The organism is Brucella sp. H1_1004, from assembly GCF_047308065.1.
In the GTDB taxonomy this organism is placed as follows: Bacteria; Pseudomonadota; Alphaproteobacteria; order Rhizobiales; family Rhizobiaceae; genus Brucella; species Brucella pseudogrignonensis_B.
In genome coordinates this window covers 1,377,868-1,403,163 of the sequence record NZ_JAYKZA010000001.1, presented here as the reverse complement: position 1 = coordinate 1,403,163, position 25,296 = coordinate 1,377,868, and the positions used below count along the sequence as shown (strand labels likewise).

Below are 25,296 nucleotides of genomic sequence, written 5' to 3'. Positions count from 1 at the left end.
TCTTACTCCTCTGCCGGCTTCGCTGTTGCTTTAGACGGGGCTTTTGCTTTGGAAGCTGCTGTTTTCTTCGCCGCTGGCTTTTTAGCAGCAGCTTTTTTGGGTGCGGTTTTCTTTTCGCCGTCTGCCGTCTTAGCAGCTGACTTGCGAGCAGGAGCTTTCTTGGTCTTGGTGCTGCCAGCCTTTGCGGTGATCAGGACCAAGGCTTCTTCCAACGTCACACTCGCCGGGTCTTGTCCCTTTGGAAGTGTCGCATTGACCTTGCCCCAATTCACATATGGACCATAACGGCCATCGCGAACAGTGATTGAACCGCCATCTGGGTGATCGCCAAGTGTTGCAAGTGCTGCAGGCGTTGAACGGCCACGACCGCCGCCATTGGCCTTTTTATCCGCAAGTACAGCAACAGCACGGTTCAGGCCAACAGAGAAGACTTCTTCCGCGTTTTCAAGGTTCGCGAAAGTTCCGTCATGACTGACATAAGGACCATAACGGCCAATACCTGCCGAGATCATTTTGCCGGTTTCAGGATGCTGTCCAACATCGCGTGGCAGTGACAGAAGGGCAATCGCTTTTTCATGGTCAACTGTATCCAGCGACCAACCTTTTGGCAGGCTGGCGCGCTTTGCTTCTTTGCCTTCGCCACGCTGAATATAGGGACCAAAGCGCCCACTGCGCGCGGTGATTTCTTCGCCAGTGAATGGATCTTTGCCGAGCGACTTTGGCTCATCTGAAGCCGCAGCTTCACCATTGCCGTCGCCACTCAACTGACGCGTGAACTTGCACTCAGGATAATTCGAGCAGCCAACGAATGCGCCATACTTGCCAAGCTTCAGCGATAGCTGTCCGGTGCCACACGTTGGGCACGAGCGCGGATCGCTGCCGTCGCCACGATCAGGGAAGGCGAGCGGTGCAAGCTCTTCATTAAGCGCATCAAGAACATTAGTAACGCGCAGTTCTTTAATGTCATCAATTGAGCCGGAGAAATCGCGCCAGAAATCCCGCAATACGTCTTTCCACAGCAGCTTGCCGTCAGAAATCAGATCGAGCTTTTCTTCGAGATCAGCGGTGAAATCATATTCCACGTAACGCTTGAAAAAGCTTTCGAGGAACGACGTTACCAAGCGACCTTTCGGGTCAGGTGTCAGCTTGCGCTTGTCGATCGTGATGTATTCGCGATCGCGAAGCGTTGCCAGTGTCGCGGCATAGGTCGATGGACGACCAATGCCCAGCTCTTCCATCTTCTTGATGAGAGAAGCTTCAGAATAACGTGGCGGTGGTTCTGTCGAATGCTGTGTCGCATCGATTTTTTCGCGTGCGATTGCTTCGCCCGAACGGATTTCAGGCAGCTTTGCGCTGTCTTCATCCTCGTCTTCTTCCTCACGGTGGTCCGTATAGGCAGCGAGGAAGCCGTCGAATTTTGTTACCGAACCATTTGCGCGCAGCATGGCTGATTTCGCGCCGTTGGTGGCTTCGATGTCAGCTGTGGTGCGTTCAATGTCTGCTGCCTGCATCTGGCTTGCGATGGTACGCTTCCAGATCAGTTCATAAAGGCGCGCCTGATCTTCATCAAGGAAACGGCGCATTTCTTTTGGATGACGCGAGAAATCCGTTGGGCGGATTGCTTCGTGAGCTTCCTGCGCATTCTTGGCCTTGCTGGAATAATAGCGCGGCTTTTCCGGCACGTAATTTGGGCCGAAGTTTTTAGCAATCGTGTCACGTGCGGCATTGATCGCTTCTGGTGCGATCTGCACACCGTCAGTACGCATATAAGTGATCAAACCGGCAGTTTCGCCGCCAATATCGACACCTTCATAAAGACGTTGTGCGATCTGCATCGTGCGAGAGGCCGAAAAACCGAGCTGGCCAGATGCGGCCTGCTGGAGCGTTGAGGTGGTGAATGGAGGGCCGGGATTGCGCTTGGTTGGTTTTGCTTCGACAGACACAGCCTTAAAGCTTGCGCCTTCCAGCATGGTGCGAATTGCCGTTGCTTGCTCTTCATTCTTAATGTCGAGCTTGCCGAGCTTCTTGCCGTCAACTGCCGTCAGGCGTGCGGTAAACGCATCATTGCGCGGCGTTTTCAACGATGCGGCAATGTTCCAGTATTCTTCACGAATGAAGCGTTCGATCTCAGATTCGCGGTCACAGACAAGGCGCAATGCAACCGACTGAACACGTCCAGCAGAACGTGCGCCCGGCAGTTTACGCCAAAGAACCGGCGATAGATTGAAACCCACCAGATAATCCAGTGCACGGCGCGCCAGATACGCATCGACCAATGGGATGTCGAGATCACGCGGATTGGCGATAGCATCCAGAACGGATTTCTTGGTGATCGCGTTGAACGCAACACGCTTTACGGTTTTGCCTTTCAGCGCCTTTTTCTGGTTCAAAACTTCCAGCACGTGCCACGAAATAGCCTCGCCTTCGCGATCCGGATCGGTTGCGAGAAACAATGCGTCGCTGTCTTTCAGCGCTTTGATAATATCCCCCAGACGTTTGGTAGAATTGCCATCCACCTCCCATGACATCGCAAAGTCTTCATCCGGGCGGACTGAACCATCTTTAGCTGGCAAATCTCGCACGTGACCGAACGAGGCCAGAACCGTATAGTTCGAGCCAAGATATTTATTGATGGTTTTTGCCTTTGCAGGCGATTCTACGACGACAACATTCATTAAAGCAGCCCAGATTCGCGATCTTCACAGGCAAAATGCCAATTCATCGCGTTCAAATTGTTGCCTTTCACATGAACAGCGGTTTGCGTTTGGTCAAGAGCGACAAGCGAAAATTCGTCAAATACAACCAAAGATTGATATTGTTAATTATAAACCAGATGGTAGAATTGTTGTCGGAATTATCCAAATGCATATGCCAAATAGATGATTTTAGGATGGAGATAAACGAACGATCTTGGGGGCAAGTATGGTTCAACGGGTGGCGACACGCCGGGAGTTGTTAATGTATATTGAGCAAATGCTTGGGGAATTGATAGTGATGGCTAAAGAAACTAATCAGCCTTTACTTGTTTACATGATGGACATGGCGTTGCAGGAGGCGAAAGAAGGCAGCCGCAAACGCAAGTCTGCAAAATAATATTCAAATATATTTTCTACTGAGGCACCAATGCCACCTGATTGCCGGGATAACGTAAAAGTCGCCCGGCAAGATCAAGCTCCAACAGAATGAGTTGCGCGCTGCTGGCATCAAGGCTGGTATGTCGCACAAGGGTATCCACATCAATCGGGACGACGCTTAACGCATCAAGCAGAATGTCACGCTGTTCATCAGTGGTGACTGCATGAGGCGGTTCTGGCGGCTCGTCAAATTGTTTGAGCAGGTCCGGTTGATCTGCGTCTCGCTGAATTGCTTCTCGACCTATCAGTGGGTTCAAGGCTTCAATAACGTCATCGGCATTCGTGACGAGTGTGGCTCCTTGTTTCAACAGTGAATTGGTTCCGCGAGCGCGCGGATCAAGCGGTGAGCCGGGTACGGCAAACACCGTGCGGCCCATTTCACCTGCCATACGTGCGCTGATAAGCGATCCTGAATGTTCCGCTGCTTCAACGACGATCAGTCCGAGTGACAGCCCTGCAATGATGCGGTTACGGCGTGGGAAATCGCGTGAGCGTGGTTCTGCCCCCATCGGCATTTCGCTGATTAATGCGCTCTCATGTTCCGGTATTGCGCGATAGATGGGCAGGTTTTCGGGGGGGGTAAGGTCTGTCGAGACCACCTGCCAGCACAGCGACTGTTCCGCTTGTTAGACTTGCCTTGTGTGCCGCAGCGTCGATGCCCCTCGCAAGGCCTGAAACAACTGCGAAGCCAGCGTCTCCAAGATCCCGAGCCAGTTTTTCCGTGAAGCGGGCGCCGACAACGGATGCATTGCGCGATCCTACAATGGCAACGGGTGGTTTGCGAAAGACATTTGGATTGCCCTTTATGATGACAAGCGGGGGCGGTGCTTCGCAGTTTTTAAGCTGTTTTGGGTAATCCGGCTCACCCATGCCAACAAGCCGCGCACCCATGCGCGCAATTGCTTCAATCTCGCGTTCGGCATCTTCGAGCGGCGTAACACGGACGGGTTTTGAACCACCGCCACGTATATTAAGATCAGGAAGACGTTCTATGGCGCTGGCCGCAGAGCCACAAAACATGATGAGGTCGCGGAATGCGACGGGTCCGATATTTTCAGTGCGAATGAGACGCAGCCAGTTGAGCCGCTGCTTATCTGAGAGGCGAATTCCGTTTTTTGAATTCGCGCTCTGTTTCATCCTTTTTTACCAATCTTGCTTTCGGTACCGCTGAGAAGGCGTGAAATATTGGCATGGTGTTTGATAAAGATGATAATCGTCATAATTGCAAACAGTGTCGCAATCGACAGATCACCGCGCACATAAAGCGCGATTGGGACAATGAGGCTTGCTACGAGCGCAGACAGCGACGAATAGCGGGTGAGAAGGGCAGTTACGATCCAAGCTGCGATAAAAATGAGTGCGCTTGGCCATGCGAGGCCGAGCAAAATACCGAGATAGGTCGCGACGCCTTTGCCACCTTTAAAGCCTATCCAGACCGGAAACAAATGGCCAATAAAGGCACCAAAACCGGCTGCAATAGCCGCATCCGGACCGAATTTTGATGCAATAAGAACCGCTGCTGTGCCTTTCAGTGCGTCGAGAAGGAGAGTTGCTGCGGCGAGTTTCTTATTGCCGGTACGCAAAACATTGGTAGCGCCAATGTTGCCCGAGCCGATTGAACGTACATCGCCCAATCCTGCAAGCCTTGTCAGGATAAGCCCAAAGGGAATGGAACCAAGGATATAGCCGAATATCAGCGTGCCGAGTGTCACCAAATTGATAAGACCTGTGTCGGCCATGAAATTCCCCATATCTTCTTTATGAAATCAGTTGAGAAGAAAAGCCGCCTAAAATCAAGACGGCTTTTCAAAATTTGTGAGAGCGATAAGAAAAGCCTAAGGCATTATTCTTGATGCTTATTTAGTTAATGCTAAGCCGTATAAACGGTTTTCCCGCCAACGACCGTGCGGTTGACACGGCCCTGGAAGCGGGCACTTTCAAAACAGCTATTTTTTGAGCGCGAATGCAGGTCTTCTTCGCGAACTACCCAAGGCTCATCGAGATCAACAATCGCAAGATCAGCTTTTGCGCCGGGCTTCAGCGTTCCAGCATCGAGACCAAAAATCCGCGCAGGAGCGGTTGAAAGCACTTCAACCAGGCGAAGCAAGGGAATGCTGTCGTTGTGGTGAAGACGAAGAGCCGCTGCCAGCAGCGTTTCCAGACCAATCGCGCCAGCTTCCGCATCTGCAAAAGGCAGACGTTTTGTGTCTACATCCTGCGGATCATGGGCTGATACTACAATGTCGATGGTACCGTTTTTGACGGCCTCAACCATTGCCAGACGATCTTCTTCGTTGCGAAGCGGTGGTGAGAGCCGGAAGAAGGTACGAAACTCGCCGATGTCGTTTTCGTTAAGCGACAAGTGATTGATCGAAACGCCTGCCGTTACGTTGCTGCCAAGATCTTTCGAGCGTTTGAGTGCATCGGCTGACATGGCACACGAGAGCTGGGCTGCGTGGTATTTGCTGCGGGTTAGAGCAGCCAAACGCAGATCACGTTCCAGTGGAATCACTTCCGCTTCACGCGGGCTTCCCGAAAGTCCAAGCCAGCTCGCAAACAAGCCTTCATTCATCACGCCATTGGCGCCGAGATATGGATCGCGGGTTTCACACGCAATAACGGCATCAAAGTCGCGCGCATAGGTGAGAGCGCGGCGCATCAGTTGCGTATTAACAAGCGTGTTGCGACCTTCAGTGAAGGCAACCGCACCTGCATCGCGAAGCAGGCCGATTTCCGTCATTTCCTCACCATGCAGGCCCTTGGTAATGGCAGCGGCGGGATGCACATTGACGATAGCCGTGTCGCGTGCGGTTCGCTTGACGAATTCCACAAGCGCCACGTCATCAATAACCGGATCGGTATCCGGCATCATGATGATTGAGGTTACACCGCCAGCCGCTGCGGCCTGACTGGCCGATGCAATGGTTTCACGATGCTCGGCGCCCGGCTCGCCTACGAAGACGCGGGAATCAACCAGACCCGGCAAAATAGCCATGCCATTGAGGTCGATGATTTCAGCACCTTCCGGGGCACCTTGATTACGGGCATCTGCACCGCTGGCGACAATCTTGTCGTCTTTGATCAAAAGGCTACCAACTTCATCGAGCCCACGAGACGGATCAATGATGCGGGCATTTTCAAAAAGGATCGCACTCATATTGGTCATTTGGCGCGTTCTCCTGCGGCTTCTGCACGACGCGGATCGAGCAAGGCTTCCATAACCGCCATACGCACGGCGACACCCATTTCCACCTGTTGCTGGATCATGCTTTGTGGACCATCCGCGACATCAGATGCGATTTCGACACCGCGATTCATCGGGCCCGGATGCATGACGAGTGCGTCGGGCCGCGCGATTTTCAGCTTGTCCTTGTCGAGACCGTAGAAGCGGAAATATTCACGCACCGATGGTACGAAAGAGCCAGCCATACGCTCACGCTGGAGGCGCAGCATCATGACGACATCGGCGTCTTTCAGACCTTCTTCCATGGTGTTGTAAACTTCAACACTCATATCGGCGATGCCGGAAGGCAACAGAGTCGATGGGGCGACGACGCGAACACGCGCGCCAAGTGCATTGAGAAGCAGGATATTGGAGCGCGCAACGCGCGAGTGAAGCACATCGCCGCAAATGGCAACGATCAGGTTCCCGATGTCGCCCTTGGCACGGCGGATGGTCAGCGCATCGAGCAGCGCCTGTGTGGGGTGTTCGTGCGCACCGTCGCCCGCATTGACGACTGCACAGCCGACTTTTTGCGCAAGGAGCGCCGCAGCACCAGCGGATGCATGGCGAATGACCAGAATGTCTGGCTGCATGGCGTTCAGCGTCATCGCGGTGTCGATGAGCGTTTCGCCCTTTTTGACCGATGAATTGCCCACCGACATGTTCATCACGTCCGCGCCCAGCCGTTTTCCGGCGAGTTCGAACGATGATTGCGTTCGCGTCGATGCTTCAAAGAAGAGGTTGATTTGGGTGCGACCGCGCAGCACGGACTTTTTCTTCTCTGACTGTCTGGAGACAGCCACTTCCTGATCCGCAAGATCGAGAAGACAATTAATGTCCAGGGGCGATAGCCCCTTGATGCCAAGCAGGTGGCGATGAGGGAAAATCGGTGAGACCGTTTGATTTGTCATGGCAAGTCACCCGTATAGAGCCGCAAGAACTGGACCGCAACCGCCCTTATAATGGCTTTGGCCGATTCACAAAGAAAAACCTGTATTCTTTGGGCATAAAGCGGTGGGCTGTGTGAAAATGTTAGGAAATTACGATGCAAGAAAGCATAGAATGTTAAATCGCTGAGCCGCAAAAGGCTCACGAGCTGAATTTGAATTGAACAGAACCAAACGGATGAGCCTGTGAAAACGCACGAAGTCACCAACCAGACACCGTCCATGACGGGCACAAATGCATATCTGGGCGATCCGCTTCTGATACAGATCGCAGCGCGTTTCCCAAAAGAACTGCATTCTGATCTGGAAAACACCGGGCGTTTCGTCATGTCGGCAGAAGCGCAGGATCTGGCGCGTCTTGCCAACACCGAATTGCCAAAGCTGCGCACGCATGATCGTCAGGGTCGTCGCGCTGATCTGGTGGAATATCACCCCGCTTATCATGCGCTGATGCGCCGTTCGATTGCGCAGGGCCTTCATTGCTCAATTTGGGAGGCCAATCCAGCTGAAGCCGGACGTCGCCATCAGGCTCGCGCCGTGCGCTTCTTCCTGACAGCACAGCTTGAGGCAGGGCATCTCTGCCCGTTGACCATGACCAATGCGTCGCTTGCAGCCGTCATGGCGTCGCCGGATCTCTACAAGGAATGGTCGCCGCAGATTCTGTCGCGCAAGTATGATTCCTCGCAAAAGCCTGCTCTGCAGAAGCAAGGCATAACGCTTGGAATGGGCATGACCGAGAAGCAGGGCGGCACGGATGTGCGCGCCAATACTACCCGCGCAGAACGCAACGAAGACGGCACCTATACAATTAGCGGCCATAAGTGGTTCATGTCGGCGCCTATGTCGGATGCTTTTCTGGTGCTGGCACAGGCGGAAGAGGGGCTTTCCTGCTTCCTGTTGCCGCGTCTGACCAATGAAGCGGCTGGAAACGGTTTCTTCTTCCAGCGTTTGAAGGACAAACTTGGCAACAAATCCAATGCTTCATCCGAAGTCGAGTTCGACGGCGCGATTGGTCATCTGGTCGGCAATCTGGGCGAAGGCGTCAAAACCATCATGGATATGGTTACGCTGACGCGGCTCGATTGCGCGGTTGCCTCTGCGGGGCTGATGCGCTCAGGGCTGGCCGAAGCTGTCCATCATGCGCGTCATCGTGAGGTGGGTGGGCGAAAACTTATTGAACAGCCGCTCATGAGCCGTGTTCTCGCTGATATGGCACTGGATGTCGCGGGCGCGACTGCACTTTCCATGCGTCTGGCGCGCGCTTTTGATATGGCTGCAAGTGATCGCGCGGAAGCGGCTTTTGCACGCTGTATGACGCCAGTTGTGAAATACTGGGTCTGCAAAATTGCACCGGCATTGCTTTATGAAGCGATGGAGTGCCTTGGCGGCAATGGCTACATAGAGGAAGGAAATCTCGCACGGGCCTATCGCGAAGCGCCGGTCAATGCGATCTGGGAAGGCTCGGGCAATGTGATGGCGCTTGATGTGGCGCGTGTGCTTTCGCGTGCTCCAGCTTTGTTCGATGAAGTTCTCGACTGGATCAGCGGGCAGCTGGGCGTACGCGGGCAGGGGACGATTGATGTGTTGCAGGCGGCCTTGCAGCTAACCGAAACCGATCAGGGCGTTGCGCGTCTTCTGACGGAGCAACTCGCTTATGCTGCTGCCGCCGCAGAACTGCGTAATCTTGGCGCGGATGATGTGGCCGATGCATTTATCGAAACGCGTCTTGGTGGTCAGTGGCGTTCGACCTATGGCATGCTGGACGCACGCCATAATGCCAATCGGATATTGGACCAGCTTTATCCGGCGTCGTAATCGCTGTCATCGACGTTCGATGAGCGCAGCATTTGCAGGCGATCGAGCGCACCTTGCAAAATGAAGGAAGCTGCGGCCGAATCAATCCGTTCGGCCCGCTTTCCGCGTGAAACGTCCATGTCGATCAGCGCGCGTTCGGCTGCGACTGTAGACAGGCGCTCGTCCCAGTAGACGAAGGGCAGGTCGGTCAGTGGCTGCATAGTGCGCACGAAGGCGCGCGTCGCCTGAACGCGTGGACCAGCTGAACCGTCCATGTTCATCGGCAGGCCAATAATAATGACGCCGACCTTGTCTGCTTCGAGTGCTTTCAGCAGCACCTGTGCATCGATTGTGAACTTGGTGCGTTTAATCACGGGACGCGGATGTGAGAACGACAGGCCGAGATCAGAAACCGCAAGGCCGATAGTTTTGGTCCCAAGATCAAGCCCGGCGACTGTCTGGCCGGGTTGCAGAATTTCCAAAACGTCTTCGATCTCAACGACGGCCATATGTCCTCATAGTATTTTGATCAGGCTTCATATTGCCTGATGGAATTGCAACGTAATATCTGTTTTAAAACTGAAAATCGAGCCGCAAGGAGACACACAATGAAAATCACCTGGTTGGGCCATGCAGCCTATCGCGTTGAAACGGAACAAGCGGTCATTCTCATTGATCCGTTTATCAATGGAAATCCGGGCGCCAAGGGCATCGATTTTAATGAAGCGACTAAAGGCACCACGCATATCGCGCTGACTCACGGTCATGGTGACCATATCGGCGATACAGTGGCAATCGCAAAGGAACATGGTGCAACGGTCATAGCAAATGCCGATCTTGCCGCTTGGCTTGGGAGTCAGGGTGTGGAAAAGCTGGATCCGGGCAATACTGGCGGCACGCTTTCTTTTGACGGATTTACTGTCACATTTGTCAATGCGCTCCATTCATCAGCTACCCTGACGGACGGCTGTGAAAGTCAGGCGCTGGGCAACCCGAACGGGTTGGTATTCCATTTCAACAATTCTCCATCGCTTTATCACATGGGAGATACGGATATTTTCTCCGATATGGCGCTTATCAATGAATTGCATCAGCCGGAGATCGGTATAGTTCCTATTGGCGATCGCTTTACAATGGGTGGTGCTGTGGCAGCTCTTGCCTGTCAGCGTTATTTCAACTTTAAAACCGTACTGCCATGCCACTACGGTTCTTTCCCGATCATTGATCAGAATGCGGATAAGTTCGTTGCTGGCATGGAAGGACAGACGAATACCAAAGTTCTGGTTGCTCCAGCGGGCACGGTTCATAGTTTCTAACTATGGATGGAAGCGCAAGAAATGTTGCGCTTCCGCACCCACACCGTTATAGCCGGTAAAAGAACCTTTTCGGGGTGGTTTCGTGCCGTCCTAAACATATAATTGCGGAGAACAGGATGTCCGTCGATATTTCCACCGTCAAGCGCGTCGCGCATCTTGCGCGTATTGCTGTCACTGAAGACGAAGCAGAGCGCATGACCGGCGAACTCAATGCAATTCTGGGCTTTGTCGAGCAATTGAACGAAGTCGATATCGAAGGCGTTGAGCCCATGACGTCGGTTTCGCCGATGAAAATGCGCTTGCGCGAAGATGCAGTGACAGATGGAAATATCGCCAGTGCGGTTGTTGCCAATGCGCCTGTGACCGAAGACAATTTCTTTGTCGTGCCAAAGGTCGTGGAGTAAGCCGATGGCTATCCGGGTTTCCATCGAGACCCCATTGCAGGATGATGTGCGTGATCTTGTTGAAGCATTGAACGCGCATATGCTGCCGCTTTCGCCTATCGAGTTCCAGTTCAAGATGACTGTTGAACAGATGGCGGAGCCAGACACGACAGTTTTCGTCGCGCGAGATGAAGACGGCAAGGCCGTCGGCTGTGGCGCATTGAAGATGCATGACAACGATGTTGGTGAACTTAAGCGCATGTTCACGCGCCCTGAAGTTCGCGGTAAGCGTATCGGCTCACATCTTGTTGATGCGATTGTCGAGCAGGCAAAAGCCAAGGGTGCTTCGCATTTGGTCCTTGAAACGGGTACTGGTCCCGGCTTTGAGAGTGCCTGGCGGCTTTATGAAAATTCGGGTTTTGCGCGCTGCGGAGTGGTTTTAGATTATCCCGATTCCGAATACAGCGCCTTTTTTGAAAAGCGCCTTGCTGAGGCATGACTTTACAGGATTAGATGATGAGCGAACTGACCGCACTGACCATTGCCGAAGCGCGCGATAAGCTGAAGGCCAAAGCCTTCACTGCGACGGAACTGACTGAAGCCTATATTGCGGCTATTGATTCTGCCAATGACAAGCTCAATGCCTATGTCGCTGTAACGCCTGAAAAGGCGCGCGAGATGGCAAAAGCTTCCGATGCACGCATTGCCGAAGGCAAGGCCGGTGCTCTCGAAGGCATTCCACTTGGCGTAAAAGATCTGTTTGCGACGAAGGGTGTTCACACGCAGGCTTGCTCGCATATTCTGGACGGCTTTAAGCCTGAATATGAATCAACTGTCACTTCAAACCTCTGGGCTGACGGCGCTGTTATGTTGGGCAAGCTCAACATGGACGAATTCGCCATGGGCTCGTCCAATGAAAGTTCTTATTACGGCCCTGTGAAAAACCCTTGGCGTGCGAACGGCTCAGATGTTGATCTGGTGCCGGGGGGATCGTCGGGCGGTTCAGCAGCGGCGGTGGCCGCGCATCTTTGTGCTGGTGCCACGGCATCTGATACGGGTGGTTCAATCCGTCAGCCAGCGGCATTTACCGGCACCGTTGGTATCAAGCCAACCTATGGCCGCGTTTCGCGCTGGGGTGTTGTCGCTTATGCGTCGTCGCTTGATCAGGCTGGTCCGATTGCGCGCGATGTGCGCGACGCCGCAATTTTGCTGAAATCCATGGCATCGGTCGATCTGAAAGATACAACCTCAGTTGATCTGCCGGTTCCAGATTATGAAGCAGCGATTGGCAAGTCACTGAAGGGCCTCAAGATCGGCATTCCGAACGAATATCGTATCGATGGTATGCCAGAAGAAATCGAAGCGCTTTGGCAGAAGGGCATTCAATATCTCAAAGATGCTGGCGCTGAAATTGTCGATGTTTCGCTACCCCACACGAAATATGCACTTGCTGCTTATTATATCGTGGCACCTGCGGAAGCTTCTTCCAACCTCGCACGTTATGACGGTGTACGTTATGGTCTGCGTGTGCCGGGCAAGGACATTGCCGACATGTACGAACAGAGTCGCGCCGCTGGGTTTGGCAAGGAAGTAAAGCGCCGTATTCTAACTGGAACCTATGTTCTGTCGGCAGGTTATTACGATGCTTATTATCTGCGTGCGCAGAAGGTTCGTACGCTGATTAAGCAGGACTTTGAAAATGTTTTTGCAAGCGGTGTTGATGCAATTCTGACGCCGATTACGCCTTCTGCTGCATTCAGCATCGGCGATAAGGAACTCGCGAACGATCCGGTCAAGATGTATCTCAATGATATCTTCACCATTACACTCAATATGGCTGGTCTTCCGGGAATCGCTGTTCCTGCGGGCCTCAACGATCAGGGCTTGCCGCTTGGTTTGCAGCTGATCGGTCGCCCGTTCGAGGAAGAAACTTTGTTCCAGGCAGCAGGTGCAATTGAGCAGGCAGCCGGACGCTTTACCCCGAAAAAATGGTGGTAAAATCTGAAACTCTCATTCGCCGGGCATTCCCCGGCGAATTTGTTTTGATGGCTGATCTAGCAGTTCGCGCATGGCAAACGGTTGCACGTGACATTACGCTGACGGATGAAAGCAGATTGGCGCTTCAAACCAAATTCTTGCGGGATTTACATGAAAATGCCGATGGTGTTCTGCTGGTGGAACGAAGCAGTGAGATTCTCGGCTGGGGCGCTTATGTCCCGAACACAAACTATATTTCAGACCTCTGGGTTCATCCGCTCCATCATGGTCAGGGAGTTGGCGGAGCACTGCTTGATGCGCTGATGGCGCAGATCATTCTGAATGGTTTTTCTGACGCTGAAATCGGAACTCATGCCGATAATTTCCGAGCGATTGGGCTGTATGAGAAATTTGGTTTTCACATTAATCAGCGCGGCGAAGAATGGTCGGCGAGTTTTGGGTGCATCGTTGAAAAAGTGCGAATGCGTGCTGACTTATAAAGCGTCATTGCCATTTTGAGACATACGCCTATCCTCTTGTAAGGAATCGTTTTTTTCAGAGGAGGGGCACATGTGGATTATGCTTACGGACGTTAGCGGCGAACGGGTTGCGGTCAATTTCAACCATGTTTTGTCATATAATGCCTATGGTACGGGAACGCGTATTGTGACGCTGAGTGCTGATCTCACATTCTTCGTCAAGGAATCTATTGATGACTTACAAACGAAGCTAGGCATCGATGTGAAACAATAAATCACGCGATCAGCGATTGGCTTTTCTTCGTTTTTTGGCACTTGATCGCTTGACCTTCCAGCGATGGGAACCCTTATTTTTTGACATGAGATAAACCATGGAGGTTCTCATGACATTTTTGAATATGCTTTTGGGTGGCAATAAACGCATAACAAAGACTTTTTTAGTGAGCGTATTGGTTGCATGTCTCGGAGCGGGTATTGCTCAAGCGCAGACTGGAACTAGCGATGCACATATGCACCATGGTGGTGGCCCTGAGAAAGCTGACGCATCTTCTGAAGATTCTGCGGTGTTGGCTTATAAAGCTGCCAATGACCGTATGCATCAAGGTATGGCTATAGAATATAGCGGTGATGCTGATGCAGATTTTATGCGTGGAATGATCCCTCATCATCAGGGTGCCATTGATATGGCTCGGGTGGTACTAAAATATGGTTCTGATCCGAAGGTGAAGGCGCTCGCGGAAGAAGTCATTTCCGCACAGGAAGCCGAAATCAAAATGATGCAGCAATGGCTGACAGAGCACAATAAATAAAGTGATGGCGGGCGTTTATATGCGCCCGCTATCTTTCACGGATTGATAATCCAACGAATTGATTGCCTATCGTCAGGCTGAGTTAAATATCAAGCTCTTCCACAAACGCAGCGCGATCCTGAATGAAGCGGAAGCGCGCTTCCGGCTTTGTACCCATCAAGTCATCAACGGTGCTGCGCGTTTCATCGATATAATCCTCATCCACATGAACACGAAGAAGCGTGCGCTTTTTCGGATCCATGGTGGTTTCTTTGAGCTGCTCGGCGCGCATTTCGCCAAGGCCTTTGAAGCGGCCGATTTCAATTTTGCCACGTCCGGTAAACATCGTACGAAGCAGCTCGTCCTTGTGCGCATCATCACGAGCATAAGCGACTTTGCCACCCTGACTGAGACGATACAGCGGCGGGACAGCCAGATAGAGGTGACCGTTGCGGATGAGGTCTGGCATTTCCTGATAGAAGAACGTGATCAGCAGTGATGCAATATGCGCACCATCCACGTCAGCATCGGTCATGACGATGACGCGATCATAACGCAGATCGTCTTCGCGATAATTCTTACGGGTACCACTACCCAGCGCCTGCACAAGATCGGCAATCTGCTGGTTGGCTGTCAGCTTCTCACGGCCTGCACTGGCAACGTTCAGAATCTTGCCCCGTAGCGGCAGGATCGCCTGATTGGAACGATTGCGTGCCTGCTTGGCAGAGCCGCCAGCTGAGTCACCTTCCACGATGAACAATTCAGCACCCGCAGCCGCATTCTGCGTGCAGTCTGCAAGCTTGCCCGGAAGTCGCAGTTTGCGCGTCGCGCTTTTGCGAACGGTTTCCTTTTCCTGTCGGCGACGCAGGCGTTCTTCCGCGCGATCGACAACCCAGTCGAGCAGGCGGGATGCTTCCTGTGGCGAGGCTGTAAGCCAATGATCGAACGGATCGCGGATGACATTTTCCACGATACGCTGCGCTTCAACTGTTGCGAGCTTGTCCTTGGTCTGACCGACAAATTCCGGTTCCCGAATGAAGACCGAAAGCATGGCTGCCGCTGAAATCATCACATCATCCGTGGTGATGATCGAAGCGCGCTTATTGTTGGTCAGTTCGGCATAGGCTTTGAGGCCGCGCGTCAATGCAATGCGCAGACCTGCTTCATGCGTGCCGCCGTCGCCCGTCGGGATCGTATTACAATAGGAATTGACGAAGCCGTCACCGCCATACCACGACACGGCCCATTCAACAGCGCCGTGACCGCCTTGCTTTTCAGTGCGACCGGAGAAAATCTCACGCGTCACCTGATGCTCTTTGCCAAGCGACGCCGCAAGATAATCCTTCAAGCCACCGGGAAAGTGGAATACAGCCTTTTCCGGTGTTTCCTTTTTCGGGTCGAGAAGTGCGGGATCGCAGCTCCAGCGAATTTCTACGCCACCGAAAAGATAAGCCTTTGAGCGCGCCATGCGATAAAGCCGGTGCGGATCAAAATGTGCATTCTTGCCAAAAATATCCGGGTCGGGATGGAAACGGACGCGCGTACCACGACGGTTGTGCACTTCGCCGACATCTTCGAGACCACCCTGCGGAATGCCGCGCGAAAAGCGCTGGCGATAAAGGCGGCGATTGCGTGCAACTTCGACTTCCAGAACATCGGAAAGCGCGTTAACCACCGAAACACCGACACCGTGCAGACCGCCTGAGGTTTCATAGGCTTTGCCGTCAAACTTACCGCCTGCATGCAGCTTTGTCATAATGACTTCAAGGGTCGATTTTCCAGGCACCTGTGGGTGTTCGTCGACCGGAATACCGCGTCCGTTATCGCTGACGGTCAGGAAGCCTTCGGCATCAAGATTGACTTCGATGAAGTTGGCGTGGCCTGCAACGGCTTCGTCCATCGAGTTATCAATGACTTCTGCAAAAAGGTGATGCAGCGCCTTTTCGTCGGTGCCGCCGATATACATACCGGGGCGCAGACGCACAGGCTCGAGGCCCTCAAGAACACGAATGGAGGAGGCGTTGTAATCATCAGCACCAGATGAAACAGGTGGAGCCTTGGTCGCGACAGGCGCTGGCTTCGTTGTAGACGGTGCCGTTGCCGTTTGCGCAGCAGGCGTCGATACAGAAGCCTTCTTGGGCTGCTGTTCCATCTGCCGTTCACGGGCATTGTTCACTACTCTGGAAAAGAGATCGTTATCGTCCATCTTTGTCCGAAAAGCTTTCTATCTGAAACCTGAAGGACCGCCCCCAGCGAACGGCACCAAATCTATATCTGCGAATCACATATATAATGCCACTGTAATACCCGCATTGCGAATAAAGTTCGCCTTACGTTCCAGTTTAGTCCCAAGTTATCAAGTGGTTTTGCCTAAAGCGAGACCGATTTGCACCATAAGCACGGCTAAAGTCAAACCGCATGCTTCCTTACGCGGATTAAGATAGAAACCGGCCAACCATTCGCGTAAGCGCAATTGCAGTGATGAAATTGTGAGTAATAAAATGCAGGGCAAGGCGACAGGCGGTACCGAAGCACACGTTAAAGGCATGGCGATCATGGTGCTTTCGGTGTTGCTACTGCCGCTTATGGATGCCATCGGCAAGTGGCTTGCCATGATGGACAATATGCCACCGGCGACTGTCACCTTCATGCGCTTTTTCATTCAGTCAGGGCTGATGTTTCTTGTGCTTATTGTTATGGGCGGTCTGAGTGCGCTGCATACGAAGCATCTTACGGGCAATCTTGTGCGTGGCGCCCTGATGGGTTTCGGCGGAACATGTTTCTTCACTGCCGTTAAATATATGCCGCTCGCCGACGCCATGGCGGTGTTTTTTGCCGAGCCGCTGATCCTAACATTGCTATCTGCTGTCTTTCTTAAAGAAAATGTCGGTTGGCGTCGGTTCAGTGCGGTCGGGATTGGTCTGATCGGAACGATGATTGTTATTCAGCCAAGTTTTGAGATTTTTGGCGCGGTATCCCTGTTGCCATTGGCGACTGCCGTCACTTTTGCAATCTATCTGATTTTGAACCGAAAATACGGCGCTAAAGAAGGTCCTGTCGTCATGCAGTTTTATGCAGGCGTCGGCGGATCGTTGATCGCAGGTCTGTTTATGATTTTTGGCACGGCTGCCGGCATTGAAGATTTGAGCTTCGCGCTGCCTCATAGTCTACAGCCTTGGTTGTTGCTGTTTTTGCTGGGCTCTATTGGCACAATCAGCCATTTGTTGGTTGTGCAGGCATTTAAGCTTGCACCAGCATCCATGCTGGCACCGTTTCAGTATCTGGAAATCGTCAATGCGGTTTTGGTTGGGTTGATTATATTTGGTGATTTTCCGACACCGTCCAAATGGTTCGGTATCTTCATTATCGTGGGATCTGGCTTTTACGTCTTCATGCGCGAAAGGCGAATAAAAGCCGTCTGATTATTTCGTCTGACGTGGGCCAAAGACGCTTTCAAAAGCTATTCCCAGTGCCACGTCAACGTCGCCCATGGTGATCGGCAGGCCTAGATCGACAAGGCTGGTCACGCCATATTCCGCAATGCCACAGGGCACAATGCCGCCAAAATGTTCGAGCTCTGGCTCGACATTGATGGCAATGCCGTGGAAGCTCACCCAGCGGCGAAGACGAATACCGATAGCGGCGATCTTATCTTCACACATGCCACCATTGGTAAGCAGTGGCTTCTCCGGGCGTGAAACCCATACGCCAACACGATCTGCGCGGCGTTCACCTTTGACATTGAACTGCGCCAATGTCTCGACGATCCATTGTTCAAGTGCGGTGACAAATGCCCGGACGTCTTCACGGCGACGCTTCAAGTCCAGCATCACATAGGCCACGCGCTGGCCGGGGCCGTGATAGGTGTATTCACCGCCACGTCCGGTGTTGAAAACTGGGAAACGATCCGGCGTCAGCAGGTCTTCGGTATGAGCGCTGGTGCCAGCAGTGTAAAGCGGCGGATGTTCGACAAGCCAGACAAGTTCGTTTGCGGTGCCATCGCGAATTGCTTGCACACGCTTTTCCATGAACGTGAGCGCTGCTTCGTAGTTTGTTAGACCTTCAGCAATCAACCACTCAACTGCAGGCTGGTCGTTCGACTGCGGAAGAAAACGGGGGGCTACTGGTGACGTATCGCGTGCGGTATGGCGCCATTCGTCTTCAGTAACAAAAATGGAAGGAGCGGAGCTGTCGTTCATGATCGCAGCATATGGCGCTTTTTCAAGTCGGGCACCAGATGTCAAAATGCCTCTGCTTCTTAACCAGTTGCTCCCACGGGAATACTGGTAGAATGCGCGCCGTGATCAAAGCCAGGAAAGATTTCGCAGGTGATGGGAGCCACAACATCAATTTTCAGGCCAGTCGGGGCGAAATCAATATCACACCGTGCTTTGAGTTCTTCCGCGAGAACCAGACGTATGAGACGCTGTCCAAAACCGCGGCGCGATGGACGTGTGACGGTCGGTCCGCCACTTTCAACCCATTGCATGTGGAATTTGTGTTCTCTGTTATCAATGATAACGTTCCAACTGAAATCGATGCTGCCGTGCTCATCCGACAATGCGCCGTATTTAACAGCATTTGTGGCCAGTTCATAAAGGCCAAGCGAAAGCGAAACGGTAATTCGGTCGCACACAAAGAGCGATGGGCCACTTATGCGAATGCGATTGCCGAAGGTTCTATTGAACGGTTCCAGTGCTGTGTCGGCAATTTGTTTGATTGTTGCGCCGTTCCAATTCTCTTGCAGCAGCATATCATGTGCTTGTGCCAGTGCATGCAAGCGTTCGTTAAATAATTTGCTTGCTTCATCGGAATTACTTGCATTGCGTAATGTCTGGTTGGCAATTGATTGAACCATTGCCATCGAGTTCTTGAACCGATGTGAAATTTCCCGTGTCACAAGTGCTTTGTCGGCTTCGTTCTGCTTGCGTTCTGTCACGTCTAAGATAACACCGACCAGAGCCGGATTCTCACCAAGCAAGGCTTTTGCTCGGGTCTCAACCCAAAGAGTTTCTCCAGCTTTATTGATGATCCGATATTCCATGGAATAAGGTTCGCCGTTTATAAAAGCGGCCTCAGTCTGCTGGATCACAGCCATTCGATCTTCAATAGCGATCAATTCAACAATCTGATCGAAATTAATGGGCTCATTCTCTGTGAAGCCGAATATTCGTCGACATTCTGCTGATCCGGTCACAATTCCGCTGTTTAAATCACGTGACCAATAACCGATATTGGCCGCATCAACGATATAATCGAGATGTTTTTGGTGTCGAGCAGTTTTCGTGGAAAGCAGGTCACGTTCTTTTTGAAGTTCAACAAGCTGTTTGAGTTCCAATGTCACATCGAGCTGCGTTGCAACGAAATGCTCGACCTGACCGTCAGCGTTTTTAACAGGCGAAATATGCAGGCGATTCCAAAATGCTTCGCCGGATTTCTTATAGTTCAGAACGTCAATGTCGATTGCGGTTTCAGCATGTAATGCATTGCGAATAGCATCGATATGATCTGCGCGCGTTCCTTCGCCCTGCAAAAATCGACAATTTTGGCCGATAACTTCTTCCGCAGAATGGCCCGTCAAATTCATGAACGCTTCGTTTGCATAGACAATTGGATTGTCTGGAAGGCGTGGATCGGTAATAACCATCGGCGTGGGGGTATGCTCAATCGCAGCCAGAAACGGGTTTGCAGTGCCCGATAACAAGCTAGTCGAATTCATTCTGGCAGTTATTGGTTCCGCCTGCACGACTTTCCCCGCTATTTAACAGTGACCCAATTTATTATGGGTTCAAACGAACCATCACTAATAGCAGATTCTAATAGAAACATAGCCATACCTTTGTATTATCGGAAATTTTAGCCGCGAATGCGATGATGGATCATGAATGACGGGAGCTTGTCAGGTGTTGAGGGCGCTATATATTTCTCCCTATCATTCAGCGCATGTTCATCTGGCATTGAGCATGATGTGTGCAGTTGAACTGGAGAACAAGATGATCAAAACGTTGAAAAAAATGATGGTTGGCTTGATCGGTGCGACTTTTATGATTGGGGCTATGGCGCCGGTCTCTGCCGCTCCGGTCCTGCCGACAGCACAGGTTGCAGGCTCTGATAATGTCTTGAATGTTCGCGATGACCGTTGGCGTCGTCACGGTAACGGTAACGGTAACTGGAATGGAAATCGTCCGGGAAATCGGCCTGGCTGGAATGGTCATCGCCCGGGTCCGCGTCCAGGCTGGAACGGCAACCATCGGCCACGTCCTGGATATTGGAATGGTCATCGTGGTTATAATCACTATCGCCAAGGCTATCGTCGTCACAATGACGGCTGGTGGTATCCACTTGCAGCGTTCGGTGCTGGTGCGATCATCGGCGGGGCTATTGCATCACAGCCAGCGCCGCAGCCGGTTTATCGTCAGAGTAACAACCATGTTCAGTGGTGCTACAACCGATATAAATCTTACCGGGCGTCGGACAATACGTTCCAGCCATATAACGGCCCACGTCAGCAGTGCTATTCGCCTTACCGATAGCAGGATTTGACTCCTGAGATGAACAGCCGCTCTAATTGGGCGGCTGTTTTGTTTATTCTGGCTTTTTATCCGCCACGCTGTTCGTAACCTTCGACGTCTTCGCCAGTGAGTTTATGGCGGAGGTATTGCTTGAGACGATTGATCTGAGCTTCATTCCATCCATCAACATCTGCAACATCAATCCAGGCATTAACATAGTCTTCCGGTGCATAAACATGGCCGTAGCCCATTGGAGTCGTGGTTGCGAAAGCCATATCAAGCGCAAGCTGAAGCATTGTCACAACTGGATACCACCGCAATTTTGGCGAGACATCAAAACCACGTGGCGTGTTCATCCATTCGGGTTGCCGATAAAGCGCATGGCTGTCAAAAAAGACAACAGCATCGCTGGCATACTGCAGATAAACAATTCGAAGCGGCCCCCATCGATCACCATTACCGGGTGCTTCGCCTTTTTGGTTCATGAAGCGGGCAAACGCTCCATCGCGAAATACGGGAAGCCATTCCGGCGTGCCTTCATTTCGGTCCCGAGTGAGCAGCTTCCAGTCGCGGCTTGGAAAGGGCGGCCCCGCCCATAAGGCACCATTTATTGGGTCTTCAAGCATTTCAAATAAAGCGACTGACTTCTCGGAGTTCATCGCGCCTAAACTCAAGCCATATAGATAAAGCCTTGGACGCTGGTCTTTTGGCAGTGTTTTCCAATAATTATAAACGGTTGTGAATAGAGCTCGTGATGCTTCGGCACCATATTCGGGCTGAAAGAGCAGTGATAACGGGCTGTTGAGATAAGAATATTGCATAGCAATGCTCGCGACATTGCCATCATGTAGAAATTCGAGGCCGTCCATTGCAGCAGGATCAACCCAGCCAGTGCCCGTAGGAGTGATAATGACGAGAATTGAACGGTCAAACCCGTTCTGTCGCTTTAACTCTTCCAACGCGCGCTCGGCACGTTGTTTGGGCGCGTCAGCGACATTCAATCCGGCATAGACACGAATTGGATCAACAGCATCGCGTCCGGTAAAGGATGATATCTCTTCCGCCGCAGGACCAGACGAAACAAATTCACGTCCGGCACGCCCGAGTTCATTCCATGCTAAAAGGGATGTGGCACTTCCTGTCTTGCGGCTTTCTTTTGGCTGAGGGCGGTCTGGCTCAATCAGTGCATCAAACTCGCGAAATGAGCGGTCAAGCACTTCAAAAGTCGATTTGATGAGAAGGCCGTTCGCAATTGTCCATATCAAAACAATTGTCAGTGTGATGCCGACGACATTTGACACTCTGCGCGGCACGAGGCGATGTGTCATTCTAGAAATGAAAAGCCCAAGCCAAATGAGCGCGCGTGTTAAAAGCAGCAGGACAAGAAATGTAACAATTGCTAACCCGCACACGCTTGCAGGGTAGGCGCTTGGGAGAGGCTCCATGCTCATGACAGAGCGGACAGAATTTTGCCATTCAGCGGAAAGATAGAGCGCTGCTAGCGCAACTGCGAGACATATAAGGCCGATAAAGATGTTAACTCGCCGCCGCAACCGTTCACGCGGCTCTGGAAGTTCGAGGTAACGCCAGATCAACCGCCAGAAAACACCCAATCCATATCCTGGTCCAAAGGCAACACCACACAGCACGCCTTGCATCACATAAGTTCGGGGTACAAGGCTTGGCGTCAGTGCTGCCGCGAAGAACAAAGTGCCGAGTGCCAATCCGATCCCGGATAAGGAATGACGAAAGCGAAAAAATGCTTTGGCGATAAAGGACATGAAAAACCGATACGCTAGAATGGGTTACGCTGACAGCCTACAATATCATTCTAGAAATCCATATCAATTTCTAGAATCAATTGATTTTTCGATGGACGTCGTCCGCCGCGTGATTCTGTCTTTCTGAATGGCTGGATTGCCAATTTTATTCTTTTGATGGTGTTTTTTAGCGTTGGAATGTCTGTGTTGGATCGGCTTGGTATGGAATTTGTACGGATATGACTATTTTTTTGAATTTATGTTGGAGAAACTTGATTTTATGGTGTTGACCAATTCAAAAGTCGCCCGTATGTTCCGCCGCACTTCCTGGGGTTAAATACTCCATTAGGGAGCGCGTAGCTCAGCCGGTAGAGCAACTGACTTTTAATCAGTAGGTCCAGGGTTCGAATCCCTGCGCGCTCACCAAATTCAATCACTTAGCACATATTTCAAAACACCCATTTTACACCTTTGCTGTGATTTTACATTTTGGTGTAGGGGGGGATACCTTAGAAGTGGTTCGGTTTGTCTGAACAGTTTCGGGCGTTTTGCTAAGTGGATTACCGCCTCGATTATGCTGCCACGATCATTGGTGTCAGCGCGTTGAAGTACACCTGATCCGGTGTCTGTCGGTCAAGCGATGAATGTGGCCGTCGGCTGTTGTAGAAATTTAGATATCTGCCGATGCCAGTTCGGGCCTCGGACACGGTTTTGTAGGCGTGAAGATAAACCTCTTCGTATTTGATTGATCGCCAGAGCCGCTCGACAAAGACATTGTCTCGCCACGAACCCTTGCCATCCATCGAGATGGCGATCTCTGCCTTTTTCAGCAAGTTAGTGAAGTCGATGGACGTGAACTGTGATCCTTGATCCGTGTTGAATATTTCAGGCTTTCCATAGCTGACCAGAGCTTCCTCAACCGCTTCGATGCAGAAGTCCGCCTCCATTGTGATCGACAGTCGCCATGATAGAACCCGGCGGCTGAACCAGTCGACGACAGCGCACAGATAGACAGAGCCACGTGCCATCGGAATATACGTTATGTCCATTGCCCACACCTGATTGGGTCTGGTGACCGCCAGCTTGCGCAGGAGATAGGGATAGATTTTATGCCCTGGCGCTGGCTTCGAGGTGTTTGGGCGACGGTAAATCGCCTCGATGCTCATCTTCTTCATCAGCGTAGCGACATGCAGCCGCCCAACTTCAAGCCCTTCTCCTTTCAAAAGCCCCTGCAACATCCGACTTCCCGCGAATGGGTATTCCAGATGCAATTCATCGATCCGGCGCATCAGTGCCAGATCGCCATCCGATACAGGGCGCGGTGAATAGTAGACACTGCTACGGCTGAACCCGAGGAGCTTTGCCTGTCGTGCGACCGAAAGCTTGTGAGCGCGGTCGATCATTTCCTTCCGCCCAGCAATCCCGCCTTGCTGAGCGCTCCGGCTAAAAAATCGTTCTCCAGAGTTAGCTCACCGATCTTGGCATGCAGCGTTTTAACGTCGACGGTTGGCTCTGCTGATTCCGCCTTGGTCTCGTCGCCGAAAACACCAATGGCCCCCTCAAGAAGCTGATCTTGCCATTGCTTTATCTGGTTCGCGTGCACGTCAAAATGCTGGGATAATTCCACTAGCGTCTGCTCGCCTCTAATCGCAGCCAGCGCAACTTTTGCCTTAAAAGCTGGGCTATGGTTTCGGCGTGGTCGTCTCGTCATGGTATCTCCTGTTCCCGGCATCTAAGCCGAAGTCAGGCAGAATTTCCACTTATCCTAGCTGTGCAGATTTCCCGAGCCACTTCTCTTTGTCACACCAACCACAGATGTCGTAAATCGTCCAAGCGATTGTTTGATAAAGATAAATCTCGGTTTAAGAGCGCTTTCTTCTGTGAGCGGCAAAGCAAAAAGCACATTGAAGCTCAGATAAATCACGCAGTAAGTTTCCGTCGCACTCAAGAATAAGGCAAGCTAGGTAAAAGTAGCGCTCGTCACAGTAGAGCAAATGACGCGTATTATAACGCGTGCGAGAATTCAGGAACATCAAACGACGATGACGAATATATATCACCCTTGCCGTTTCATTTGGGTCACTCGTAAAGTGCTGCTGCTAATTTTTTGATGGCTTCGGCCGTGCGTGGTCCAAATCCCAGCATATACGGGCCTTCCAGCACAACAAGTGACTGACTGTGCGCAGCGGGTGTCTCTTGCAAGGCTTTATGTGAGAAAACATCTTTGAGTGTCGGCCCGCCAGCACCATCTGATAGCATGAGAACCACATCTGGCTCAGCCTTAACAAGCCACTCTTCGGATACAGGCTTATAACCGGAATAAATCGATAGAGGATTGATCCCGCCAGCATAGCGAATGAAAGCATCCGCTGCGGTGTCGTTACCTGCGCCGCTCAGCCGTGCAAGACCGTGGAAAAACACAACCTTCTTTTGCTTGCCCGCCGAAACCTTTGTGGCATAGGCGGTAGCTGCATCAAAGTCATCGATGACATTCTTTGTGAGAACTTCACCTTGTTTCTCAACTCCAAGCCGCTTTGCAATTAGTCCAATTTTTTTAATCAGTCCTTCACGGCTGTTATCAACGGGTACATAGAAAACCTCGACGGCGGATTGGTTGAGTAAGTCTGTGGTTTCGGGTGGACCAATATCTTCGGAAGCAATGATGAGATCGGTATTAAGCGCCAGAATGCCTTCGGGTGACAGGCTGCGACGATAGCCGACATTAGCTTTATTGGCCGTTTCAGCGGGATATTTGCTGCTGCGATCAACTGCGATAACCTTATCGCCAGCACCAAGCGCGAATATGATTTCTGTCACGTCGGGGCCGAGGGAGACAATGCGCTGCGCCTCTGATTTCGTTGCAAAAGCTCCCTGCAGAAAGCCGAAGAATAAAAGCGTAAAAAAGACGGCGATTTTAGCGCTACGCGTAATGCCAGTTTGGAAGGTGTTTGGAAGTTGCAACTTGGCTGTCCTCGAATAAGGA

General features: G+C 51.8%; 22 protein-coding genes, 1 tRNA gene and 1 pseudogene. 12 read left to right on the top strand and 12 right to left on the bottom strand.

Annotated elements, in window-relative coordinates; translation table 11 throughout:
- Window positions 1-2: 2 nt before the first annotated feature.
- The gene (topA, locus tag U2P60_RS06705; protein WP_413571917.1) at window positions 3-2,675 is read right to left on the bottom strand and encodes a type I DNA topoisomerase; all 2,673 of its coding nucleotides are present in this window, start codon (window positions 2,673-2,675) and stop codon (window positions 3-5) included.
- A 247-nt stretch (window positions 2,676-2,922) separates the two neighbouring features.
- Between topA and U2P60_RS06700 the strand changes: the two genes are divergently transcribed.
- On the top strand, window positions 2,923-3,093 hold the full coding sequence (locus tag U2P60_RS06700) for a hypothetical protein (RefSeq protein WP_313829977.1): 171 nt from the start codon (window positions 2,923-2,925) through the stop codon (window positions 3,091-3,093).
- Between the two features lie 16 nt (window positions 3,094-3,109).
- Here U2P60_RS06700 and dprA read toward each other — a convergent pair.
- The 4 genes and pseudogenes from dprA to U2P60_RS06680 form a co-directional block, all read right to left on the bottom strand.
- Window positions 3,110-4,271, bottom strand: a pseudogene (gene dprA, locus U2P60_RS06695) (DNA-processing protein DprA).
- Window positions 4,268-4,873 carry a glycerol-3-phosphate 1-O-acyltransferase PlsY gene (gene plsY / locus U2P60_RS06690; protein ID WP_413571916.1) on the bottom strand — a complete coding sequence of 202 codons (606 nt, stop codon included), beginning with the start codon at window positions 4,871-4,873 and terminating at the stop codon, window positions 4,268-4,270. The pseudogene dprA and the gene plsY overlap by 4 nt, the downstream one beginning before the upstream one ends.
- A 131-nt stretch (window positions 4,874-5,004) precedes the next feature.
- On the bottom strand, window positions 5,005-6,291 hold the full coding sequence (locus U2P60_RS06685) for a dihydroorotase (protein WP_413572016.1): 1,287 nt from the start codon (window positions 6,289-6,291) through the stop codon (window positions 5,005-5,007).
- Between the two features lie 5 nt (window positions 6,292-6,296).
- Window positions 6,297-7,268 carry an aspartate carbamoyltransferase catalytic subunit gene (locus U2P60_RS06680; protein WP_413571914.1) on the bottom strand — a complete coding sequence of 324 codons (972 nt, stop codon included), beginning with the start codon at window positions 7,266-7,268 and terminating at the stop codon, window positions 6,297-6,299.
- A gap of 222 nt (window positions 7,269-7,490) precedes the next feature.
- Between U2P60_RS06680 and U2P60_RS06675 the strand changes: the two genes are divergently transcribed.
- Window positions 7,491-9,119, top strand: a complete 1,629-nt coding sequence (locus U2P60_RS06675) for an acyl-CoA dehydrogenase family protein (protein ID WP_413571912.1) — start codon at window positions 7,491-7,493, stop codon at window positions 9,117-9,119.
- On the opposite strand, the gene ruvX is transcribed toward U2P60_RS06675, so the two are convergent.
- A complete protein-coding gene (gene ruvX / locus U2P60_RS06670) occupies window positions 9,104-9,607 on the bottom strand; it encodes a Holliday junction resolvase RuvX (protein ID WP_413571911.1) in 504 nt (167 codons plus the stop codon). The two genes, U2P60_RS06675 and ruvX, sit on opposite strands and share 16 nt — an antisense overlap.
- Before the next feature lie 99 nt (window positions 9,608-9,706).
- Here ruvX and U2P60_RS06665 point away from each other — a divergent pair, with 99 nt between their 5' ends.
- From U2P60_RS06665 to U2P60_RS06635, 7 genes are all read left to right on the top strand, one after another.
- Entirely contained in the window at window positions 9,707-10,414 is a 708-nt protein-coding gene (locus U2P60_RS06665; RefSeq protein WP_313829965.1) for a metal-dependent hydrolase, read from the top strand.
- A gap of 116 nt (window positions 10,415-10,530) precedes the next feature.
- Complete coding sequence (gatC, locus tag U2P60_RS06660) at window positions 10,531-10,818, top strand: Asp-tRNA(Asn)/Glu-tRNA(Gln) amidotransferase subunit GatC (protein ID WP_313829964.1); 288 nt, start codon at window positions 10,531-10,533, stop codon at window positions 10,816-10,818.
- A gap of 4 nt (window positions 10,819-10,822) precedes the next feature.
- Complete coding sequence (locus U2P60_RS06655; protein WP_313829962.1) at window positions 10,823-11,296, top strand: GNAT family N-acetyltransferase; 474 nt, start codon at window positions 10,823-10,825, stop codon at window positions 11,294-11,296.
- A 17-nt stretch (window positions 11,297-11,313) separates the two neighbouring features.
- Window positions 11,314-12,795: an Asp-tRNA(Asn)/Glu-tRNA(Gln) amidotransferase subunit GatA gene (gatA, locus tag U2P60_RS06650; RefSeq protein WP_413571910.1), complete on the top strand. Its 1,482-nt coding sequence runs from the start codon at window positions 11,314-11,316 to the stop codon at window positions 12,793-12,795.
- Window positions 12,796-12,842: 47 nt separating this feature from the next.
- Window positions 12,843-13,274 carry a GNAT family N-acetyltransferase gene (locus U2P60_RS06645; RefSeq protein WP_413571909.1) on the top strand — a complete coding sequence of 144 codons (432 nt, stop codon included), beginning with the start codon at window positions 12,843-12,845 and terminating at the stop codon, window positions 13,272-13,274.
- Window positions 13,275-13,344: 70 nt separating this feature from the next.
- Window positions 13,345-13,527: a hypothetical protein gene (locus U2P60_RS06640; RefSeq protein ID WP_413571908.1), complete on the top strand. Its 183-nt coding sequence runs from the start codon at window positions 13,345-13,347 to the stop codon at window positions 13,525-13,527.
- A gap of 109 nt (window positions 13,528-13,636) precedes the next feature.
- Entirely contained in the window at window positions 13,637-14,062 is a 426-nt protein-coding gene (locus U2P60_RS06635; protein ID WP_413571906.1) for a DUF305 domain-containing protein, read from the top strand.
- Window positions 14,063-14,144: 82 nt separating this feature from the next.
- Here U2P60_RS06635 and parE read toward each other — a convergent pair whose 3' ends face one another.
- Window positions 14,145-16,247 carry a DNA topoisomerase IV subunit B gene (gene parE, locus U2P60_RS06630; RefSeq protein WP_313829956.1) on the bottom strand — a complete coding sequence of 701 codons (2,103 nt, stop codon included), beginning with the start codon at window positions 16,245-16,247 and terminating at the stop codon, window positions 14,145-14,147.
- Between the two features lie 295 nt (window positions 16,248-16,542).
- On the opposite strand from parE, the gene U2P60_RS06625 reads away from it, so the two are divergent.
- On the top strand, window positions 16,543-17,463 hold the full coding sequence (locus U2P60_RS06625; protein ID WP_413572015.1) for a DMT family transporter: 921 nt from the start codon (window positions 16,543-16,545) through the stop codon (window positions 17,461-17,463).
- On the opposite strand, the gene lipB is transcribed toward U2P60_RS06625, so the two are convergent.
- Window positions 17,464-18,216 (bottom strand): lipoyl(octanoyl) transferase LipB, encoded by a 753-nt coding sequence (gene lipB, locus U2P60_RS06620; protein WP_413572013.1) that lies wholly within the window; start codon window positions 18,214-18,216, stop codon window positions 17,464-17,466.
- An 83-nt stretch (window positions 18,217-18,299) separates the two neighbouring features.
- Window positions 18,300-19,760 carry a PAS domain S-box protein gene (locus tag U2P60_RS06615; RefSeq protein WP_413571904.1) on the bottom strand — a complete coding sequence of 487 codons (1,461 nt, stop codon included), beginning with the start codon at window positions 19,758-19,760 and terminating at the stop codon, window positions 18,300-18,302.
- A gap of 274 nt (window positions 19,761-20,034) precedes the next feature.
- Between U2P60_RS06615 and U2P60_RS06610 the strand changes: the two genes are divergently transcribed.
- Window positions 20,035-20,574 (top strand): BA14K family protein, encoded by a 540-nt coding sequence (locus U2P60_RS06610; RefSeq protein ID WP_413571903.1) that lies wholly within the window; start codon window positions 20,035-20,037, stop codon window positions 20,572-20,574.
- Window positions 20,575-20,639: 65 nt separating this feature from the next.
- Here U2P60_RS06610 and U2P60_RS06605 read toward each other — a convergent pair whose 3' ends face one another.
- On the bottom strand, window positions 20,640-22,334 hold the full coding sequence (locus tag U2P60_RS06605; RefSeq protein ID WP_413571902.1) for an alpha/beta hydrolase: 1,695 nt from the start codon (window positions 22,332-22,334) through the stop codon (window positions 20,640-20,642).
- Between the two features lie 329 nt (window positions 22,335-22,663).
- On the opposite strand from U2P60_RS06605, the gene U2P60_RS06600 reads away from it, so the two are divergent.
- A tRNA-Lys gene (locus tag U2P60_RS06600) sits at window positions 22,664-22,739 on the top strand.
- Between the two features lie 146 nt (window positions 22,740-22,885).
- Here the strand turns inward: U2P60_RS06600 and U2P60_RS06595 are convergent.
- Together U2P60_RS06595 and U2P60_RS06590 are read right to left on the bottom strand one after the other, a co-directional pair.
- Window positions 22,886-24,024, bottom strand: a protein-coding gene (locus tag U2P60_RS06595; RefSeq protein ID WP_413571901.1) for an IS3 family transposase whose coding sequence is annotated in 2 segments (ribosomal slippage) — window positions 22,886-23,757 and window positions 23,757-24,024 — 1,140 coding nt in all. Because the reading frame shifts where the segments join, the coding sequence is not laid out codon by codon here.
- A gap of 368 nt (window positions 24,025-24,392) precedes the next feature.
- Window positions 24,393-25,274, bottom strand: a complete 882-nt coding sequence (locus U2P60_RS06590) for a heme/hemin ABC transporter substrate-binding protein (RefSeq protein WP_413571900.1) — start codon at window positions 25,272-25,274, stop codon at window positions 24,393-24,395.
- Window positions 25,275-25,296: the final 22 nt, after the last annotated feature.

Bases quoted from the DNA above. Each gene is read 5' to 3' on its own strand.
- topA (WP_413571917.1), bottom strand. From the start codon at position 2,675: ATGAATGTTGTCGTCGTAGAATCGCCTGCAAAGGCAAAAACCATCAAT.
- U2P60_RS06700 (WP_313829977.1), top strand. From the start codon at position 2,923: ATGGTTCAACGGGTGGCGACACGCCGGGAGTTGTTAATGTATATTGAG.
- plsY (WP_413571916.1), bottom strand. From the start codon at position 4,873: ATGGCCGACACAGGTCTTATCAATTTGGTGACACTCGGCACGCTGATA.
- U2P60_RS06685 (WP_413572016.1), bottom strand. From the start codon at position 6,291: ATGAGTGCGATCCTTTTTGAAAATGCCCGCATCATTGATCCGTCTCGT.
- U2P60_RS06680 (WP_413571914.1), bottom strand. From the start codon at position 7,268: ATGACAAATCAAACGGTCTCACCGATTTTCCCTCATCGCCACCTGCTT.
- ruvX (WP_413571911.1), bottom strand. From the start codon at position 9,607: ATGGCCGTCGTTGAGATCGAAGACGTTTTGGAAATTCTGCAACCCGGC.
- U2P60_RS06665 (WP_313829965.1), top strand. From the start codon at position 9,707: ATGAAAATCACCTGGTTGGGCCATGCAGCCTATCGCGTTGAAACGGAA.
- gatC (WP_313829964.1), top strand. From the start codon at position 10,531: ATGTCCGTCGATATTTCCACCGTCAAGCGCGTCGCGCATCTTGCGCGT.
- U2P60_RS06655 (WP_313829962.1), top strand. From the start codon at position 10,823: ATGGCTATCCGGGTTTCCATCGAGACCCCATTGCAGGATGATGTGCGT.
- gatA (WP_413571910.1), top strand. From the start codon at position 11,314: ATGAGCGAACTGACCGCACTGACCATTGCCGAAGCGCGCGATAAGCTG.
- U2P60_RS06645 (WP_413571909.1), top strand. From the start codon at position 12,843: ATGGCTGATCTAGCAGTTCGCGCATGGCAAACGGTTGCACGTGACATT.
- U2P60_RS06640 (WP_413571908.1), top strand. From the start codon at position 13,345: ATGTGGATTATGCTTACGGACGTTAGCGGCGAACGGGTTGCGGTCAAT.
- U2P60_RS06635 (WP_413571906.1), top strand. From the start codon at position 13,637: ATGACATTTTTGAATATGCTTTTGGGTGGCAATAAACGCATAACAAAG.
- parE (WP_313829956.1), bottom strand. From the start codon at position 16,247: ATGGACGATAACGATCTCTTTTCCAGAGTAGTGAACAATGCCCGTGAA.
- U2P60_RS06625 (WP_413572015.1), top strand. From the start codon at position 16,543: ATGCAGGGCAAGGCGACAGGCGGTACCGAAGCACACGTTAAAGGCATG.
- U2P60_RS06615 (WP_413571904.1), bottom strand. From the start codon at position 19,760: ATGAATTCGACTAGCTTGTTATCGGGCACTGCAAACCCGTTTCTGGCT.
- U2P60_RS06610 (WP_413571903.1), top strand. From the start codon at position 20,035: ATGATCAAAACGTTGAAAAAAATGATGGTTGGCTTGATCGGTGCGACT.
- U2P60_RS06605 (WP_413571902.1), bottom strand. From the start codon at position 22,334: ATGTCCTTTATCGCCAAAGCATTTTTTCGCTTTCGTCATTCCTTATCC.